Genomic DNA, 17,937 nt, shown 5'->3' on the forward strand with positions numbered 1-17,937 from the left:
TTGCCTCCGGTAGCGGAGATGGTGTGTATCGCCCGTCATGCCGGCGAGCGATGCACACCGCACCATCGAGACCGTCTTCCGCATGGAGGCGGCGAAGCTGATTGCGGGGCTGACGCGCCTCACGCGCGATGTCGGCCGCGCCGAGGAATTGGCGCAGGACGCGCTGGAGGCGGCGCTGAAGCAATGGCCCGAAGCCGGCGTGCCGAGCAATCCCGGCGCCTGGCTGATGCAGGCCGCCAAGCATCGGGCCATCGACGGCATCCGGCGCGACAAGCTGCTCCAGCGCAAGCACAGGGAAATCGGCCACGAGCTTGAGGCTGATGCGCTCGTGGCACCGGATCTCGACGCAGCCCTGGACGATGATGTCGGCGACGACCTGCTGCGGCTGATCTTCACCGCCTGCCACCCGGTCCTCTCCGTCGAGGCGCGGCTGGCGCTGACGCTGCGCCTGCTTGGCGGGTTGACCACCGAGGAGATCGCGCGCGCCTTCCTGGTGCCCGAGCCGACCATGGCGCAGCGCATCGTCCGGGCGAAGAAGACGCTCACTGAAGCGAAGGTGCCCTTCGAGGTGCCGCATGGCGGGGAGCTGGCGGCGCGGCTCGCCTCGGTGCTGGAGGTGGTCTACCTGATCTTCAACGAAGGCTATGCCGCGACCGCCGGGGAGGATTGGCTGCGGCCGGCGCTGTGCGAGGAGGCGATGCGGCTTGGGCGGATACTGGCCGAGTTGGCGCCGCAGGAGCCGGAGGTGCACGGGCTCGTCGCGCTCATGGAATTGCAGGCCTCGCGCTTCAAGGCGCGAACCGGTCCTTCAGGCGAGGTGGTGCTGCTGCTCGACCAGAATCGCGGCCGTTGGGACCAGCTCCTGATCCGGCGCGGGCTCGCGGCGCTCGACCGGGCGCTGGCGCTCAAGATTCCGGCTGGGCCCTATGTGCTGCAGGCCGCGCTTGCTGCCTGCCATGCGAGGGCGCGCACTGCCGACGAGACCAACTGGCGCCAGATCGCGGCGCTCTATGGCGCGCTTGGAACGCTGATGCCGTCGCCGGTGGTAGAGCTCAACCGCGCCGTGGCGATCGGCATGGCCGAGGGGCCGGAGGCCGGGCTCGCGCTGGTCGACGCGCTGGCGTCGGAGCCGGCGCTGAAGACCTACCACCTGCTGCCGAGCGTGCGCGGCGACCTGCTCGCCAAGCTGGGGCGTGATGCGGAAGCGAGCGCCGAGTTCGAGCGCGCGGCGGCGCTGACCAAGAACCTGCGCGAGCGGGCGCTGCTGCTGAAGCGCTGGGAGACAGCCCGGCTCGCGGCGCGCGGACGGGCTTCGTAAGTTAGCCCAGGCTCAGTGCCGCGTGCCCGTGGTGAAGGAGCCGCCGCGGACCTTCTCGGGGAGGGTCTCGGAGAAGACCGCCGTCGCCTCTTCGCCATAGGTCTCGACCAGGGTGCGGAAGGCGGCGAAGAGCGCGGCATGGGCGAGCGCGTCGCTGTCGAGCCCATCCTGCTGCGCCTCGGTGAAGGCGTCCTCGACATAGCTGTAGGCGACGCGGCGCGCGTCGTTGCGATCGTCGGCGAGCAACGGGTCGAGGGGCAGGTCGTCGGAGAGGATGGACATGAAGGCATGAACCCGGCGGCGTGGTCGCGGAATGCCTGACGGAGCTGTTCCGATTCGGCACGCCAGCGGCGATAACTAGCCAGCAAGTCATACGCAGGAGCGCCGCGCAGCGCCACTATCGCGTTTAAGAAAGGTTAATATGACCGCGAGAGTTTTGAAAAAGACACAGTTTCGTCCAGTTGTGACCTATCCGCCATAAACCGGTCATCCACCATAACGGCCGGCAAGGATTCTGGCGAGCCGCTCGCCCTCGGCCGCGAGGCGGGTCGAGGCCTCCTGACTGACATCGGTGCAGGCGCGGTGCGTCACCGAATAGGCGCGGAAGCCGCGGTTATAGGCGGTGGTCAGCCGCTCCAGCCGCTGCGGCGTGCGGCCTTCGGCGTCGATCAGGGCCGCCATGCGCTCGCGCCAGTCCTGCGCCTCCTTGCCGGCGCAGAGCGTGCGCAGATAGGCGAGCGAGCCCATGATCTCGGCGAGCTTGAGCAATTGCGGCTCGTAGGGCGGCGGTGGCGGCTCCGGCGCGGGGGCTGGCTGAGCCGCAGCGGCGGGCGGGCGCTGGGCCTGCGCGAGCGCGCCGGCGGCAGGCGCCACCGCCAGCGCCGTTGCCAGAATGGCGGAGAACGCCAACCTCACGCCGCGCCTCCCGCCTCGCCGAAGAGTGCGTGGGCACGGCGCAGAACGTCGCCGAGTTCGCGCGTGGTGGCGAGGCCGCCGAGGCGCAGCGGGTCGGCCCACATCACCGCGCCGGCCTCGGGCCCGGTCGTCGGCTCGCCCGAGAGCCATTCCCCGACGAAGGAGGCGACGACGAAGTGATGCGTCACGGCGCCCGCCGAATCGCGGCCGAAAATCTCGACGTGGCGGTTGAAGCCGATGATCCGGGCCTTGATCCCGACCTCCTCGTCCAACTCGCGCAGGGCGGCTTCTTCCAGCGTCTCGCCGGCCTCGACCTTGCCGCCGGGCAGCGACCAGAGCTGGTCGGCCGGCGGCTTGGTGCGGGTCGCGAGCAGGACCTTGCCGTCGCGGAAGACCGCGACGGAGGCGGCGAGCACCGGCCGCGCCGGTGCCTTGGCGTTGCTCGGGAACTTGATGATCTGCCCGCTCTCGCCGCTCACACGTGCTGCCCGCCATTGATGTGGAGTTCGGCGCCGGTGACGTAGCTCGAGGCGTCGGTGCAGAGGAAGTAGATCGCCTTGGCGACCTCGTCGGTCTTGCCGAGCCGGAGCAGCGGCAGCTTCTCGACGATCTTCTCAGTGCCCGGCGACAGGATGGCGGTGTCGATCTCGCCCGGCGAGATCGAGTTCACGCGGATGCCGAGCGGGCCGAAATCCGCCGCCATCTCGCGGGTCAGGCTGGCGAGCGCCGCCTTCGAGGTGGCATAGGCGGCGCCCGCGAAGGGGTGGACGCGCGAGCCAGCGATCGAAGTGACGTTGACGATCGCGCCCTTGGCGATGGTCAACTCGTCGAGCAGGCCGCGCGCCAGCATGATCGGTGCGAAGAAATTGACCTGGAAGACCTTGTGCCAGTCGTTGAAGGAGGTCGTGGCGGCGCCCAGCCGCTGGCCCTTCGGTCCCTTCGGCGAGATGCCGGCATTGTTGACCAGCGCATTGAGCTTGCCGCCCTCGGCCGCCAGCCGCTTCTTGATCTCGGCGATGCCGCGCATCGTGTCCTCGGGGTCGCCGAGGTCGACCTGGATGTGGTCGTCGGCGCCCGAGGGCCAGGGGCATTTGTCCGAGAAGGCCTGGCGCGAGCAGGACAGGATGCGCCAGCCCGCCATGGCGAACTGCATCACCGTGGCGTGGCCGATGCCGCGGCTCGCCCCGGTCAGCAGCATGACCGGGCGCTTGCCCTGCTCGGTCTTGGGGAAGTCGAATTTGGGCATGGCCATGAAAGGCTATTCCTCAGGGGTAAAGTCGGGCGCGCGTCCAAGGCTCCGTCGCCGAGGGGCGGCGGAAGACGACGCGATCATGCAGGCGGAAGGCGCCGTCGCGCCAGAACTCGATATAGACCGGTGAGATGCGGAAGCCAGTCCAATGCGGCGGACGCGGGATCTCACCGAGGCCGAATTTCAGCGCGTAGCTCGCGACTGCCTTCTCCAGGGCGAAGCGGCTCTCCAGGGGGCGCGATTGCTGCGAGGCCCAGGCGCCGATGCGGCTGTCGCGGGCGCGCGACTGGAAATAGGCGTCGGCCTCGGCATCCGTGACCAGCGCGACCGGGCCGCGGATGCGGACCTGCCGGCGCAGGCTCTTCCAGTGGAACAGCGCCGCGGCCTTGCCCTGGCCGAGCAGCTCCTCGCCCTTCTGGCTCTGGGTGTTGGTGTAGAAGACGAAGCCGTCGCGGTCATGGCCCTTGAGCAGGACCATGCGGACATTGGGCAGGCCCTCGGCATCGACGGTCGAGAGCGCCATCCCGGTAGGGTCGTTCGGTTCGGAGCGCGCGGCCTCGTCGAGCCAGCTCGAAAACAGGGCGAAAGGCTCCTCGGCCTGCGTGAAGTCACCCGGCGTTAACGGTTCCACTGTCTAATCCTCGAGAAGTTCTGTTCAGCGTCGGGCGAGCGCAATCGGTGAATTTGGCAGCAAGCTTATATAGGTCAGCCGTGGGGGCGATCCACAGCCTTCATGGGCGCGTCTCGCCCATGCGGCCGGCTTATGTCGGGACGGTGCTGCTTTTGTCCCTCGCCAGCGCCGGCTGCTCGATCTCCTTCCCGATTCTCGGCCTGTCGAGCAAGGCGGAGGACGAGGTGGCGATGGCGACCTCCTCGACCCTGCCGGCGCGCGCACCGTCCCAGCCGAGCGCGCTCTCGGCCTTCGCGTCCGAACTCGGGCCGGAGGACATCCGCCGGGCCGACGGCGCCATGGCGCTGGCGCTCGACCCGCAGGGCAATGGCGCGCCGGTGAACTGGGACAACCCGCAAAGCGGCATCAAGGGCACGTTCACGCCGGTCGGCGGCCCGTTCCTGCGCTCGGACGAGGTCTGCCGCGCCTTCATCGCCAGCGTCCAGACCCAGAAGACCCCCGGCAAGGTCCAGGGCACGGCTTGCCGGCCCTCCGGCGGCGAATGGGCCGTCAAGGAGACTCAGCCCTGGAAGGGCACTTCCTAGGCTGATATTGAGCCTCGGTTAGGCCTAACTCGGATGTTGCCTTCCGGCCACACCATCCCCACATAGCGGGCGCAGCCGCCTTGCGCCGGATTGGCGATGGGGCGGCAATCCGTTTGTACGATTGGGGTTCATGCATGCGCGATCCGTATCAGGTCCTGGGCGTCGCCCGTGGGGCGAGCGAGGCCGAGATCAAGAAGGCCTATCGCAAGCGCGCCAAGGATCTGCATCCTGACCGCAACCAGGACGACCCGAAGGCGCAGGACCGCTTCTCGGAGCTCAACAGCGCCTATGAGGTTTTGGGCGACGACACCAAGCGCAAGCAGTTCGACCGCGGCGAGATCGACGCCGACGGCAAGCCCAAATTCCAGGGTTTCGAGGGCATGGGCGCGGGGCGCGGCGGCAACCGCCAGGGCGGCTTCGAGTATCATTTCGGCCAGGGCGGCGGCCGCGGCGGGGCCGAGGCCGGCTTCGACCCCTCCGACATCTTCGGCTCGCTCTTCGGCGATGCGGCCAGGCGGGCCCGAGCGGCGCGGCCGGAGGCTCAGAAGCCGGCCGACCAGAGCTTCACGCTGGAGGTGACGCTTGCCGAGGCGGTCTCCGGCGCCTCGCGGCGCGTGCGCCTGCCGGGCGGGCGCGAGGTCGAGGTGACGATTCCCGAAGGCGTCAGCGATGGCAAGGTCATGCGCCTGCGCGGGCTCGGCCATACCGATCCGCTTTCCGGCGAGAGCGGCGACGTGATGATGACGATCAAGGTCAGGCCCGATCCGCGCTTCACGATCGACGGCAACGACCTGCGCACGCGCATCGCGGTGCCGCTGAGCAAGGCGGTGCTGGGCGGGCCGATCCACGTGCCGACGCTGACCGGCCCGGTCGAGATGAAGATCCCGCCGCTGACCGGCACGGCCAAGCAGTTCCGCCTGCGCGGCAAGGGGCTGAAGGGCGAGAAGGGCGCGGTCGGCGACCTCTTCGTCAGCATCGACATCGAGATGCCGGAGAGCGATGCGGAGCTCACGGCGCTGCTGAAAGCGCGAGCCGGCTAATCGAACCAGCCGGCGTTTTACCCACTGTCGCAGCCCCGCCTTGTCCGAAAATCGCTTTCCACTTCTTGGATTCTTGCTCTAAGAGACCCTCCGCTTCGTCCAATTCGCAGGTCTCAGATGCCGGAATCCAGCGCTGCCTCCCCGATCGCCCATGTCCTGAAGGGCAAGCGCGGCCTCATCATGGGTGTGGCCAATAACCGCTCGATCGCCTGGGGCATCGCCAAGGCCGCCGCCGATGCCGGCGCGGAACTCGCCTTCACCTATCAGGGCGACGCGCTGAAGAAGCGTGTCGAGCCGCTGGCGCAGCAGCTCGGCGGCCACGTCGTCGGCCATTGCGACGTCACCGACGCCGGTACGATCGATGCGGTCTTCGCCGAGGTCGAAAAGCTCTGGGGCAAGCTCGACTTCGTCGTCCACTGCATCGCGTTCTCCGACAAGGATGAGCTGACCGGGCGCTATGTCGAGACAAGCGAGGCCAACTTCTCCAAGTCGCTGCTGATCTCCTGCTACTCCTTCACCGCCATCACCCAGCGCGCCGAGAAGCTGATGAGCGACGGCGGCGCGCTGCTGACGCTGAGCTATTACGGCGCCGAGAAGTGGATGCCGCACTACAACGTCATGGGCGTCGCCAAGGCGGCGCTGGAGGCGAGCGTGCAGTACCTCGCGGCCGATCTCGGGCCGTCGAAGATCCGCGTCAACGCGATCTCGGCCGGGCCGATCAAGACGCTGGCCGCCTCGGGCATCGGCGATTTCCGCTACATCCTGCGCTGGAACGAGTACAACTCGCCGCTGCGCCGCACGGTGACGATCGAGGAGGTCGGCGAGACGGCGGTGTTCCTGGTCTCCGACATGTCGCGCGGCATCACCGGCGAGATCCTGCATGTCGACGCCGGCTACCATGTCGTCGGCATGAAGGTGCCTGACGCGCCTGACATCACGCTCGACAAGGGCGAGTAGCTACTCGCCCAGCAGAAAGCCCAGCCGCGTCGTCGCGTCGTCGTCGAGGCGGACGCTGTCGTCGATGAGCGCCGCGTGCAGCTGCGCCACGCTCTTCTCGCCGATCATGATATGCGGCGCGATCTCGTTGAGCGGCGTCAGCACGAAGGCGCGCTCAGCGATGCGCGGATGCGGCACCTGCAGGCCGGGCCGGTCGATCGCCTCTTCGCCATAGGTCAGGATGTCGATGTCGAGCGTGCGCGGGCCCCAGCGCTCGAGGCGCTCGCGGCCACGCTCGCGCTCGATCTCCAGGCAGAAGGCAAGGAGGTCGCCGGCTGATAGGTCGGTCTCGATCAGCACGGCCATGTTGAGGAAGTCGGGCTGGTCGAGCTTGCCCCAGGGCGCGGTGCGGTAGACCGAAGACTGGCGCAGCAGCACGTTCGCGGGGTTTTGCCGGAGGGCGCGCAGGGCGGCGACGAAGGCCTCGACCGGATCGTCGAGATTGCCGCCGAAGGCGAGGGCCGATTCAGTCTTCACGGTTGAAATCCAGCTTGATGCCGACCGCTGCCATCCGGCCGGGAATCGGCGGGGCGGGCTTGCGCATGGTGATGCTGATCGCAGAGACGGGCGGATACGTGGCGAAGATCGCCTCGGCCAGCGCCCGGGCGGCCGCTTCGAGCAGCTTGAAGCGGCGGGCCGAGAACGTCTTCGTCACCAGCGCGACGACCTCGCCGTAATCGACCGTATCCGCGAGATTGTCGCTGAAGGAGGAGGCGCGCAGGTCGCAGTCGAGCACGAGGTCCATGACGAAGCGCTGGCCGAGCCGCTCCTCCTCGGCAAAATGGCCGTGATAGGCGTAGAGGTCGAGTTCCTCGATGAGGATCTGTCCGGTTCGGCTCATGGGGCTTCTCCAATCGCCGCCCAGACCTTGAGGGCCTCGGCATGCGGGCGCACGTCATGGGCGCGGATGATCGCGGCGCCCTGGGCGACGCCGTAGAGATGGGCGGCGATGCTGCCGGGCACGCGCTCGGCTGCGACCTTCTGCCCGGTGACGAAGCCAATGGTGGATTTGCGAGAGGCACCGAGCAGGATCGGGCAGCCCAGTTCCTTGAGCCGGCCGAGGTCGCGGATCAGCGAGAGATTCTGCTGCGGCGTCTTGCCGAAGCCGATGCCGGGATCGACGACGAGCTGCGTGCGCGGCACGCCGGCCTCGACCGCAATCGCGATGGAGCGCTCAAGGAAGCGCAACACCTCGGCGAAGATGTCGATGCCGGCATCGATGCTGTCGCGGTTGTGCATCAGGATGATCGGCGCGCCGAAGCGCGCGGCGACCGCGGCGATGGCCGGCTCGCGCTGGGCGCCCCAGACGTCGTTGACGATCGAGGCGCCGGCCTTCAGCGCGGCCTCGGCGACCTCGGCCTTGTAGGTGTCGATCGACACAGGCACGTCGCTGCGCTTCAGTCCCGAGATCACGGGCAGGACGCGGGCGAGTTCGGTTGCGGCATCGACGCGGGCATGGCCCGGCCTGGTCGATTCGCCCCCGATATCGACGATGTCAGCCCCCTCGGTGGCCAAGCGTTCGCCGTGGGCGATGGCGGCCTCGGCATCCTGCAACTGGCCGCCATCGGAGAACGAATCCGGCGTGACGTTGACGATGCCCATCAGCAGCGGGGCGCCATCGAGCGCCAGCCTGCGGCCGTTGGGCAAGGTCAATGCGGCTGTCATCAGGGCGTTGCGCGATTCCGGGCGATGAAGTGCCGCCTATACACAGCGCAGCCTGTTGCGGCCATTGGAAAGCGAGATTGGACACGCATGAAGCTCTTGCGGAATATGTGAGACGGCGGCGGCAGGCGCGAGGCCTCTTCCCTTCTCCCCCTGCGGGAGAAGGTGGCGCGAAGCGCCGGATGAGGGGTCGCGCCGAGCTTTCCGATGACTGAGAATGCCGCACGCCGACGCTGAAATCGTTGCGCGACCCCTCATCCGTCAGCGCTTCGCGCTGCCACCTTCTCCCGCAGGGGGGAGAAGGTGAAGACCCGCCATGGCTGCGGCGCATGGCCCCATCGCCCTCTCTCGCTTTGACGCGGCGATGCCGAGCGTGCATGAGCCCGGCATGACCCCGATCACGCTCTCCCACCGGCTTTTCCTCGTGCGCCATGGCGAGACCGACTGGAATCGGGAGGGCCGCCTCCAGGGCGGCCAGGACATCCCGCTCAACGCGCTTGGGCGCGAGCAGGCGGCGGAGGCGGCCGGGCGGCTGCGCGATCTGGTCCAGGGCTATGACGGGCTCGACTTCATCGGCTCGCCGATGCAGCGGGCACGCGAGACCATGGAGATCCTGCGCCATCAACTCGGGCTGCCACCGAAGGAGTACCGCACCGATGAGCGCCTGAAGGAGCTGACCTTCGGCAAATGGGAAGGCTTTACCTGGCGCGAAGTCCGCAAGGCCGAGCGCGAGCTCGCCCTGGTGCGCGAGCGCGACAAGTGGAACTTCGTGCCGCCCGGCGGCGAGAGCTACAAGATGCTGGCCGAGCGGGTCAGGCCGGTGCTGGAAGGGCTCAGCCGCGAGACGGTGCTGGTCAGCCATGGCGGCGTGGCGCGCGCCGTGCTGGCGCTGATCGGCGAGGTCTCGCCCGGCGAGGCCGCGATGGTCGACATCTGGCAGGGGAAGATCCTGATGATCTCATCCGGCAAGGCGGCCTGGGTTTAAGCGGCGGCAACGATAGAGCAGACCGAGACAATAGGGCGCGGGGAACCCTCTCCTGTAAGGAGAGGGCAGGGTGAGGTGTAGGTCGTTGGACGCTGTGGCCGTGAGCCAACCGCAGCCGGCGTTCAGCTTTACTGGTGCTCTGGCCGACACCTCACCCAACCCTCTCCTTACAGGAGAGGGCTCCCGCGCTTGTTTCAGTTGGCCCGGCGCCTCGCCATTAAACGCCCCGCCGTTCATCGGAAGTTCAGTGATGCCCGCGCAATGGTGATGTGCTAGCAGGGGTCCGCGCAGCGGCACGTGCTCGGCCGGGGGGCTTGGCCGGAAATCCACATCGGGCGATGCGGTGGTTCCGGGCGAATTTGAGGTGCGCTTGAGCCGGAAAACGGCCTTTCGGATGCGCTTGCCAACGCGTACCCGCCAAGGCCCACGCTCCCGGCCGGACCGCAGCAGGGCATGATGAACGATATCAGCAGTCTCTCGGTTGAGGGCGCCGTCCGCAGCGCCAACCCCTTCGCGATCGTGCTGGGCGAGGCGCGTCCGGACCTGATCCGCGACGAGGTCCTGGGCGAGATATTCGCCGCCAGCGTCGCGACGCGTGGCGGCCACCCGGCCCTGACCGACGCGATGCGCCGGCTCTCCTATGACGAGGTCTTCGCGGCGGCCGGCAAGCAGGCGCGCGGCTTGGTCCTGTCGAGCGTCGGTCCCGGCGACATGGTCGGCCTGTGGATGCCGCGCGGCATCGACCTGCTCGTCGCCCAGATCGCGATCACGCTGTCGGGCGCTGCCTGGGTGCCGTTCGACGCGGAGGCGCCGGTCGAGCGCATCGCGACCTGCCTGAACGATGCCGCCGCCAAGGGCATCGTCACCTGCGCGGAGTGGCAGGGCAGGGCGGCTGCGACCGAGCGCCAGGTCTGGGCACCGGCCGAACTGGCGGCGCTGGACGACGGCGTCGCCGTGCCGGCGCGGGCGCCTGGCCTGACCAAGGATCACCCGGCCTATCTGATCTACACCTCGGGCTCGACGGGCACGCCGAAGGCGATCGTCATCAGCCATCGCAACATCTGCCACTTCCTGCGCTCGGGGAACGCGTTCTACGGCATGGCGCCGGAGGACATCGTCTTCCAGGGCGCCTCCGTCGCGTTCGACCTGTCGATGGAGGAGATCTGGACGCCCTATCTCGTCGGCGCGACCCTGTTCGTCGCCTCGCCGGAGATGATGGGCGATGCCGAGAAGCTGCCGGAGATCCTGAGCACCGCGGGCGTCACGGTCATCGACACCGTGCCGACGCTGCTCGGCATCCTGCCTGCCGACGTGCCCTCGCTCCGGCTGATCCTGCTCGGCGGCGAGGCGCTGCCGCCCGCGATCGTGCAGAAATGGTCGAAGCCGGGCCGGCGCATCCTCAACACCTACGGTCCGACCGAGGCGACCGTGGTCGCGACCGCGACCGAGGTCAAGCCGGGCGAGGTGGTGACGATCGGCAAGCCGATCGCGAACTACTCCGCCTATGTCGTCAGCGAGGATATCAAGCTCATCGGCCCCGGCGAGCAGGGCGAGTTGCTGATCGGCGGCCCCGGCGTCGCCAAGGGCTATCACGGCCGGCCGGAGCTGACGGCGGAGAAGTTCATCGCCAACCCGTTCGGCGGCGACGACCCCGTGCTCTATCGCTCAGGCGACGCTGTGAGCCTCGACGCCGCCGGCAACATCGTCTTCCACGGCCGCATCGACGACCAGATCAAGATCCGCGGCTTCCGGGTCGAGCTCGGCGAGATCGAGTCGAAGCTCGCCGAAGAGCCCGGCGTCAACCAGGCCGCCGTGGTCCTGCGCCAGGATGACGAGATCGAGCGACTCGTCGCCTTCATCGTGGGCGAGCCCGGCGTCGCGGTCGAGGGCGCGGTGCTGCGCGCGGCGCTGCGCGACAAGCTGCCGCCCTACATGGTTCCCGCGCATTTCGAGGCGGTCGGCTCGCTGCCGCGCATGGTCTCCGGCAAGGTCGACCGCAAGATGCTGAAGGCGGCCCCGCTGACGGCGCCCGCCGCCGCCGGCGAGCAGGAGCCGCCGCGCAACGCCACCGAGGCGGCGCTGCTGGAGGCCGCCAAGCGGGTGCTGGGCGCCCAGAGCCTGCCGTTCGACGCCGATTTCTTCGTCGATCTCGGCGGGCATTCGCTCTTGGCGGCGCGCTTCATCTCGATCATGCGGGAGACGCCGACCTATGCCGGCATCACGCTGCAGGACGTCTATGGCGCCCGCACCTTGCGCGGTATGGCGGCGCTGCTCGACGAGCGCGGCATGGCGGTGGCCGAGGATCTCTCCTTCACCCCGCCGCCCTTCCTGCGCCGCTTCCTTTGCGGACTGGCGCAGGCCGCCGTGCTGCCGGTCATCATCGGCCTTGCCACCGCGCAATGGCTCGGCATCTTCGTCACGTACATGCTGATCTCGGGCGAGGACCTCTCGCTGATCGGACAGGTCTTCGCGCTGCTCGGCGTCTACGTCGCCATCACCATCGTCACCGGCCTGATCGCGATCGCGCTGAAATGGATCGTGCTCGGCAAGACCAAGCCGGGCGTCTACCCGCTCTGGGGCGTCTATTATTTCCGCTGGTGGTTCGCCGCCCGCGTCGCCGGCCTCGTTCATATCAAGTGGCTGCAGGGCACGCCGGTGATGCGCTTCTACTGGCGGCTGCTCGGCGCCAAGGTCGGGCGCGACGTCATCATCTCCGACTACGAAGCCGGCGCGATCGACCTGATCGAGATCGGCGAGGGCACGGCGCTCGGCTCCAAGACCACCTTCGCCAACGGCGAGGCGGTCGGCGACAAGCTGATCCTCGGCAGGATCACGCTCGGCCGGGATATCTATGCCGGCTCCTCCGTGGTGTTCGGCCATGGCAGCGTCATCGGCGACCATGCCGAGATCGGCGACCTGACGGCGATCCCGGCCGGCACCCAGGTCGGCAAGGCCGAGATCTGGGACGGCTCGCCGGCCCGCAAGACCGGCATGGTCGATCTCGACTCGCTGCCGCCGCAGGCCGAGGCCAGCCCGCAGCGGCGCGCGCTGATGACCGTCTTCTACGTCTTCATGCTGGTCGTGCTGCCGCCGATCAGCCTGCTGCCGATCTTTCCGGCCTTCTGGCTGTTCGACCAGATCGACGACTGGATCGCGAGCTGGTCCGATGTCAGCTATCTCTGGTACCTGCCGATCCTGACCTGGCCGACCGCGATGGGGCTGATCGCGTTCACCGTGCTGCTGATGGCGGGCCTGCGCTGGGTGATCCTGCCGCGCGTGACCTCGGGCTCCTGGTCGATCCATTCCGGCTTCTACGCCCGCAAATGGACCGTGGCGCTGGCGACCGAGGTGACGCTCGAGACGCTCTCATCGCTGTTCGCGACGATCTACATGCGCTTCTGGTACCGGCTGATGGGCGCCAGCATCGGCAAGGGCGCGGAGATCTCGACCAACCTGTCGGGCCGCTACGACCTGACCGGGATCGGCGCCGGCAACTTCATCGCCGACGAGGTCGTCTTCGGCGACGAGGACATGCGCCGCGGCTACATGCGCCTCGACATGACCAGGACGGGCGACCAGGTCTTCGTCGGCAACGACGCGGTGGTGCCGCCAGGCGCCGTCATCCCCGACCGGGTGCTGATCGGCATCAAGTCGAAACCACCCGCCAACGAGCTGATGCAGCCGGGCGATACCTGGTTCGGCTCGCCGCCGATCCGGCTGCCGACCCGCCAGAAGGTCGATCTCGGCGCCGACTGGACCTACAAGCCCTCGCTCGGCAAGCAGCTGGCGCGCGGCGCCTTCGAGGCGCTGCACACCTCGTTCCCGGCGATGCTGTTCATCACCTTCGGCACGATCGCCGTCGACCTCGTGCTGCAGCAGAAGATCTTCGACCGCGACTGGGTCGGCCTCGTGGTCGACTTCGTCTGGGTCGCGATGCTGATCGCGGTGGTGCAGGCGCTGATCTGCGCCGCGATGAAATGGCTGCTGATGGGCGTCTACAAGCCGGTGATGAAGCCGATGTGGTCGTTCTGGGCGATGCGCACCGAGGCCGTGGCGGTGCTGTACTGGGGCCTGGGCGGCAAGGTGCTGTTCGACTACCTGCGCGGCACGCCGTTCCTGCCCTGGTTCCTGCGCCTGTTCGGCGCGAAATACGGCCGGGGTGTCTGGCTCGACTCGACGGATATCACCGAGTTCGACTGCATCAAGGTCGGCGATTTCTGCACGGTGAACGCGCATTCGGCCCTGCAGACGCATCTCTACGAGGACCGCGTCATGAAGGTCGGCCGCGTCACGCTCGGCAAGGGCGTCTGCGTCGGCGCGGGCGCGACCGTGCTCTACGACACCCATGTCGGCGACTACGCCCAGATCGGCCTGCTGACCGTGATCATGAAGGGCGAGAACCTGCCGGCGCATACGCGCTGGGAGGGTGCGCCGGCCGTGCCGGCGAAGGCGGTGGCTGCGCACTGAGGAACCGTAAGGCTACGTATTGGAACAGTGCGGCAGCTAGCCCTGCGCGGCGGATCGCGTTGATTTTCTCTGTCCGAATCCGGGCGGGGGGATTTCATGAAACTGAGGGTTGTCATCTGTTGCGCCGCGCTGGCGCTGCTCGTCGCCGGCTGCAATCAGACGCTCACAGGTTCCACCAAGGTGGGCACGCCTGTTCTGGCGTTGCGAGGAAACTACACGCCGAGCTGCGAGACCTGGGAGCCACCCGAACCTAGCCTATGGACAGCACCTGCGCATGGCCGCGTTACTCATGCCCTGATGAGGGCTCCGCTGAGGAATAAAGGCGGTATCTGTGATGGCAAGCTGATCGACTATATGGCGTCCACCTACACCCCTAATCCTGGCTTTCGCGGTCAGGACCGCTTCACGATCAAATATGACTCGATCACCGATGATGGTGGCGGGCGCGAGACCCGGAGCACCGATATCGTCGTCGACGTTAAGTGACCCACAACCCGACAGCGGGTTCCGCCGCCGAGCAAATGCGGCTAAGAGCCTGACGCGTCACCGTGTCAGGCTGCCATGTCCCATAACTCCTTTGGCCATCTCTTCCGCGTCACCACCTTTGGCGAGAGCCATGGCCCGGCGATCGGCTGCGTCGTCGACGGCTGCCCGCCGCTGCTGCCGCTGACCGAGGCCGACATCCAGGGCGATCTCGACCGGCGCCGGCCGGGCCAGTCGCGCTTCACCACGCAGCGCCAGGAGCCGGATCAGGTCCGCATCGTCTCGGGCGTCTTCATCGACGAGGCGAGCGGCCAGCAGGTCACCACCGGCACGCCGATCGGGCTGATGATCGACAATGTCGACCAGCGCTCGAAGGATTATTCCGATATCAAGGACAAGTACCGACCCGGCCATGCCGATTTCACCTACGAGGCGAAATACGGCATCCGCGACTATCGCGGCGGTGGGCGCTCCTCGGCGCGCGAGACGGCGATGCGGGTCGCTGCCGGCGCGATCGCGCGCAAGGTCGTGCCCGGCCTGATCGTGCGGGGCGCGCTGGTCCAGATGGGCCCGCACAAGATCGACCGGAACAACTGGGACTGGGACGAGGTCGGCAACAACCCGTTCTTCTGCCCCGATGCCAAGGCGGCCGCCTTTTTCGAGGGCTATCTCGACGGCGTGCGCAAGTCGGGCTCCTCAATCGGCGCCGTGCTGGAGATCGTGGCCGAGGGCGCGCCGGCGGGGCTGGGCGCGCCGATCTACGGCAAGCTCGATGCCGAACTGGCGGCGGCGCTGATGAGCATCAACGCGGTCAAGGGCGTCGAGATCGGCGAGGGGTTTGCGGCCGCGGAACTGTCCGGCGAGGAGAATGCCGACGAGATGCGCGCCGGCAACGATGGCAAGCCGCTCTTCCTCTCCAACCATGCCGGCGGCATCCTGGGCGGCATTTCGACGGGGCAACCGATCGTGGCGCGCTTCGCAGTAAAGCCGACCTCCTCGATCCTGGCGACGCGCGCCACCGTGACCCGCACGGGAGGGGAGGCGGAGATGTTCACCAAGGGCCGCCACGACCCTTGCGTCGGCATTCGCGCCGTGCCGGTCGGCGAGGCGATGGTCGCCTGCGTGCTGGCGGACCATTTTTTGCGGCATCGCGCACAGGTCGGCGTGGTCGAGCCGCGCTGGCCCTTCCAACGCTGATATTCAGTATCACTGAAAATTATGCACCGCTTCATTGCGAATGAAGTGGCGGCGCATTAGCTTGCGCCTATGAAGCTCGACACTTGGCTCCAGCAACAGGGCATGGCCCGCAGCGCCTTCGCGCGAAAGGTGGGATTGTCTCCCGCCAGCGTCACTGCGCTCTGCAACGACCAGACCGCCTGGATCTCGCGCGAAAGCGCCGAGCGCATCGCTGCCGCGACCGGCGGCGCCGTAACCCCGAACGATTTCCTCGGCCTGCAAGGGCCCCGGGAGGCCACCATGTCCCAGAATGTCAGCCAGGCCATCGAGGCTTTCGCCCGCGGCGAGATCGTCATCGTCACCGATGACGACGATCGCGAGAACGAGGGCGACCTGATCATCGCCGCCTCGCTCTGCACGCCGGAGAAGATGGCCTTCATCATCCGCAACACCTGCGGCATCGTCTGCGCGCCGCTGACCTCCGACGAGGCGCGCCGCCTGCGGCTCGACCCGATGGTCTCGTCCAACGACGCGCCGCTCGGCACCGCCTTCACGGTGACCGTCGACGTCAAGCACGGGCTGACCACTGGCATCTCGGCGGAGCAGCGCACCAACACGGTGCGCGCGCTCGCCAACGGCAACATGGGCGCGACCGATTTCGTGCGGCCGGGCCATGTCTTCCCGCTGATCGCCAAGGATGGCGGCGTGCTGATGCGCTCGGGCCATACCGAGGCGGCCGTCGACCTCTGCAAGCTCGCCAGCCTGCCGCCGGTCGGTGTGATCTGCGAGCTCGCCAATGATGACGGCACGGTGATGAAGGGCGCGCAGATCACCGCCTTCGCCCAGAAGCACGGCCTGCAGCAGATCACGGTCGCCGACCTGATCGCCTATCGTCAGGCGCGCGAGAAGCTGGTCGAGCGGGTGCACTCGTTCCCGGTCAAGACCGAGTTCGGCGAGATGACCGGGCATGTCTACATCACGCCCTTCGAGGACACGCAGCACTTTGCCTTCGTGATGGGCAAGGTCGGCGATGGCGAGAGGGTGCCGGCCCGCCTGCACCGGGCCAATGTCGTCGCCGACGTGCTCGGCGGCGCGCAGTCGATCCAGTGCGCGCTCAGGCGCTTCCAGCAGGACGGGCGCGGCGTGCTGATCTACCTGCGCGACGGCTCGGCCGGCGTGCCGATCAAGAGCGTCGAGGACGGCTCGGATGCGCAGCGCTCGCAGCAATGGCGCGAGGTCGGCCTCGGCGCCCAGATCTTGCGCGACCTGGGCGTCGCCTCGATCGTCAACCTCGCGTCCTCGCCGCGCTCCTTCGTCGGCCTGAGCGGCTTCGGCATCGAGATCGCCGATACGCAGCCGCTGGAGTGAGCGGCTGAGTTTCAGCCGCGCATCAGCGCTGTAACGTGCGCGGCGGCGGATTTCGACAGGCCTTCGAGATCGTAGCCGCCCTCCAGGAGCGAGACGACGCGGCCCTTGGCGTGGCGGTCGGCGATCTCCATCAGCTTCTGCGTCGCCCAGGTATAGTCGGCCTCGACCAGGTTGAGGTTGGCGAGCGGATCACGCCAATGCGCGTCGAACCCGGCGGAGATGATGATCAGGTCGGGCTGGAAATCCTCCAGCCGCGGCAGGAGCGCGCTCTCGAAGGCGTCGCGGAAGACGTCGGAGCCGTCGCCGGCGCGCAAGGGGGCGTTGACGATCGTGCCATGGACGCCGCGCTCCGAGGAGGCGCCGGTGCCGGGATAGAGCGGCATCTCGTGGGTCGAGGCGTAGAGCACGCTGCCATCGTCCCAGAAGATCTCCTGCGTGCCGTTGCCATGGTGCACGTCCCAATCGACCACCGCGACGCGCTCGGCGCCATGCGCCTTCTGGGCATGGCGGGCGGCGATGGCGGCGTTGTTGAAGAAGCAGAAGCCCATCGCCTTGGTGCTCTCGGCATGGTGGCCGGGCGGGCGCATGGCGCAGAAGGCGTTGGACGCCTTGCCGAGCATGACCTCGTCGACGGCCTGGGCGGCGGCGCCGACGCCGTGCAGCACGGCTTCGACCGTGCCGGGCGACATCAGCGTATCAGCATCGAACTGGACGAGCCCGCTCGCCGGCGAGGCGGCGATGACGGCCTCGCCGAACTCGCGCGGATGGCAAAGCGAGACGAGGTCGAGCGTGCCGCGCTGCGCCGTGCTGCGGACGAGCCCGGCGAATCGCTCGGCTTCCAGCACCTGCTCGACGGCGCGGATGCGGTCGGCGCGCTCGGGATGGCCGGCCGGCGTGGCGTGCTGCAAGGTGGATGGGTGGGTGATCAGAAGCGTCGTCACGGGCCTCAACCTCTCTGCCGGTACCTAGTGTGCCCCTGTCCGGGCGGTGATGCGTGGCGATATTGCCACGGTTGTGGCTCGAAAAGCCAAATCCCATGCCGGAATCGGAACTTCGTTGCACC

General features: G+C 68.0%; 18 protein-coding genes. 9 read left to right on the forward strand and 9 right to left on the reverse strand.

Annotated features, from left to right (window positions below):
- Positions 1 to 37 precede the first annotated feature (37 nt).
- Entirely contained in the window at positions 38 to 1,318 is a 1,281-nt protein-coding gene (locus DWF00_RS14660; protein WP_114832336.1) for an RNA polymerase sigma factor, read from the forward strand.
- Positions 1,319 to 1,330: 12 nt separating this feature from the next.
- On the opposite strand, the gene DWF00_RS14665 is transcribed toward DWF00_RS14660, so the two are convergent.
- The 5 genes from DWF00_RS14665 to pdxH all read right to left on the reverse strand — a co-directional run bounded on the left by DWF00_RS14665 (position 1,331) and on the right by pdxH (position 4,113).
- The gene (locus tag DWF00_RS14665; RefSeq protein WP_114832337.1) at positions 1,331 to 1,600 is read right to left on the reverse strand and encodes a hypothetical protein; all 270 of its coding nucleotides are present in this window, start codon (positions 1,598 to 1,600) and stop codon (positions 1,331 to 1,333) included.
- Positions 1,601 to 1,804: 204 nt separating this feature from the next.
- Positions 1,805 to 2,233 (reverse strand): TIGR02301 family protein, encoded by a 429-nt coding sequence (locus DWF00_RS14670; protein WP_114832338.1) that lies wholly within the window; start codon positions 2,231 to 2,233, stop codon positions 1,805 to 1,807.
- The gene (locus DWF00_RS14675; RefSeq protein WP_245973935.1) at positions 2,230 to 2,712 is read right to left on the reverse strand and encodes an NUDIX hydrolase; all 483 of its coding nucleotides are present in this window, start codon (positions 2,710 to 2,712) and stop codon (positions 2,230 to 2,232) included. The genes DWF00_RS14670 and DWF00_RS14675 overlap by 4 nt, the downstream gene beginning before the upstream one ends.
- Positions 2,709 to 3,431 carry an SDR family NAD(P)-dependent oxidoreductase gene (locus DWF00_RS14680; RefSeq protein ID WP_114832368.1) on the reverse strand — a complete coding sequence of 241 codons (723 nt, stop codon included), beginning with the start codon at positions 3,429 to 3,431 and terminating at the stop codon, positions 2,709 to 2,711. Before DWF00_RS14680 ends, DWF00_RS14675 begins: the two co-directional genes overlap by 4 nt.
- A 67-nt stretch (positions 3,432 to 3,498) precedes the next feature.
- The gene (gene pdxH / locus DWF00_RS14685) at positions 3,499 to 4,113 is read right to left on the reverse strand and encodes a pyridoxamine 5'-phosphate oxidase (RefSeq protein ID WP_114832339.1); all 615 of its coding nucleotides are present in this window, start codon (positions 4,111 to 4,113) and stop codon (positions 3,499 to 3,501) included.
- A gap of 119 nt (positions 4,114 to 4,232) precedes the next feature.
- Here pdxH and DWF00_RS14690 point away from each other — a divergent pair, with 119 nt between their 5' ends.
- From DWF00_RS14690 to fabI, 3 genes are all read left to right on the forward strand, one after another.
- Positions 4,233 to 4,697, forward strand: a complete 465-nt coding sequence (locus tag DWF00_RS14690) for an RT0821/Lpp0805 family surface protein (protein WP_114832340.1) — start codon at positions 4,233 to 4,235, stop codon at positions 4,695 to 4,697.
- A 134-nt stretch (positions 4,698 to 4,831) separates the two neighbouring features.
- The gene (locus tag DWF00_RS14695; protein ID WP_114832341.1) at positions 4,832 to 5,737 is read left to right on the forward strand and encodes a DnaJ C-terminal domain-containing protein; all 906 of its coding nucleotides are present in this window, start codon (positions 4,832 to 4,834) and stop codon (positions 5,735 to 5,737) included.
- A gap of 117 nt (positions 5,738 to 5,854) precedes the next feature.
- A complete protein-coding gene (gene fabI / locus DWF00_RS14700) occupies positions 5,855 to 6,694 on the forward strand; it encodes an enoyl-ACP reductase FabI (RefSeq protein ID WP_114832342.1) in 840 nt (279 codons plus the stop codon).
- Here fabI and folK read toward each other — a convergent pair whose 3' ends face one another.
- Genes folK through folP form a run of 3 tightly spaced genes read right to left on the reverse strand, consistent with a single transcriptional unit; the run spans position 6,695 to position 8,398 of the window.
- Complete coding sequence (folK, locus tag DWF00_RS14705) at positions 6,695 to 7,210, reverse strand: 2-amino-4-hydroxy-6-hydroxymethyldihydropteridine diphosphokinase (RefSeq protein WP_245973937.1); 516 nt, start codon at positions 7,208 to 7,210, stop codon at positions 6,695 to 6,697.
- The gene (gene folB / locus DWF00_RS14710) at positions 7,200 to 7,574 is read right to left on the reverse strand and encodes a dihydroneopterin aldolase (RefSeq protein WP_114832344.1); all 375 of its coding nucleotides are present in this window, start codon (positions 7,572 to 7,574) and stop codon (positions 7,200 to 7,202) included. The genes folK and folB overlap by 11 nt, the downstream gene beginning before the upstream one ends.
- The gene (gene folP / locus DWF00_RS14715) at positions 7,571 to 8,398 is read right to left on the reverse strand and encodes a dihydropteroate synthase (protein WP_114832345.1); all 828 of its coding nucleotides are present in this window, start codon (positions 8,396 to 8,398) and stop codon (positions 7,571 to 7,573) included. The genes folB and folP overlap by 4 nt, the downstream gene beginning before the upstream one ends.
- 385 nt (positions 8,399 to 8,783) lie before the next feature.
- Here folP and DWF00_RS14720 point away from each other — a divergent pair, with 385 nt between their 5' ends.
- The 5 genes from DWF00_RS14720 to ribB all read left to right on the forward strand — a co-directional run bounded on the left by DWF00_RS14720 (position 8,784) and on the right by ribB (position 16,874).
- The gene (locus DWF00_RS14720; protein ID WP_114832369.1) at positions 8,784 to 9,380 is read left to right on the forward strand and encodes a histidine phosphatase family protein; all 597 of its coding nucleotides are present in this window, start codon (positions 8,784 to 8,786) and stop codon (positions 9,378 to 9,380) included.
- 456 nt (positions 9,381 to 9,836) lie between these two features.
- On the forward strand, positions 9,837 to 13,847 hold the full coding sequence (locus DWF00_RS14725; protein ID WP_114832370.1) for a Pls/PosA family non-ribosomal peptide synthetase: 4,011 nt from the start codon (positions 9,837 to 9,839) through the stop codon (positions 13,845 to 13,847).
- A gap of 96 nt (positions 13,848 to 13,943) precedes the next feature.
- Positions 13,944 to 14,333 carry an Ig-like domain-containing protein gene (locus DWF00_RS29105; RefSeq protein ID WP_147283832.1) on the forward strand — a complete coding sequence of 130 codons (390 nt, stop codon included), beginning with the start codon at positions 13,944 to 13,946 and terminating at the stop codon, positions 14,331 to 14,333.
- 75 nt (positions 14,334 to 14,408) lie between these two features.
- A complete protein-coding gene (aroC, locus tag DWF00_RS14735) occupies positions 14,409 to 15,527 on the forward strand; it encodes a chorismate synthase (protein WP_114832347.1) in 1,119 nt (372 codons plus the stop codon).
- Positions 15,528 to 15,596: 69 nt separating this feature from the next.
- Positions 15,597 to 16,874, forward strand: a complete 1,278-nt coding sequence (ribB, locus tag DWF00_RS14740; protein WP_181832881.1) for a 3,4-dihydroxy-2-butanone-4-phosphate synthase — start codon at positions 15,597 to 15,599, stop codon at positions 16,872 to 16,874.
- Between the two features lie 11 nt (positions 16,875 to 16,885).
- Here the strand turns inward: ribB and DWF00_RS14745 are convergent, their stop codons facing one another.
- Positions 16,886 to 17,815: a histone deacetylase family protein gene (locus DWF00_RS14745; RefSeq protein WP_114832348.1), complete on the reverse strand. Its 930-nt coding sequence runs from the start codon at positions 17,813 to 17,815 to the stop codon at positions 16,886 to 16,888.
- Positions 17,816 to 17,937: the final 122 nt, after the last annotated feature.

Source organism: Allobosea caraganae (assembly GCF_003351345.1).
Taxonomy (GTDB): domain Bacteria; phylum Pseudomonadota; class Alphaproteobacteria; order Rhizobiales; family Beijerinckiaceae; genus Allobosea; species Allobosea caraganae.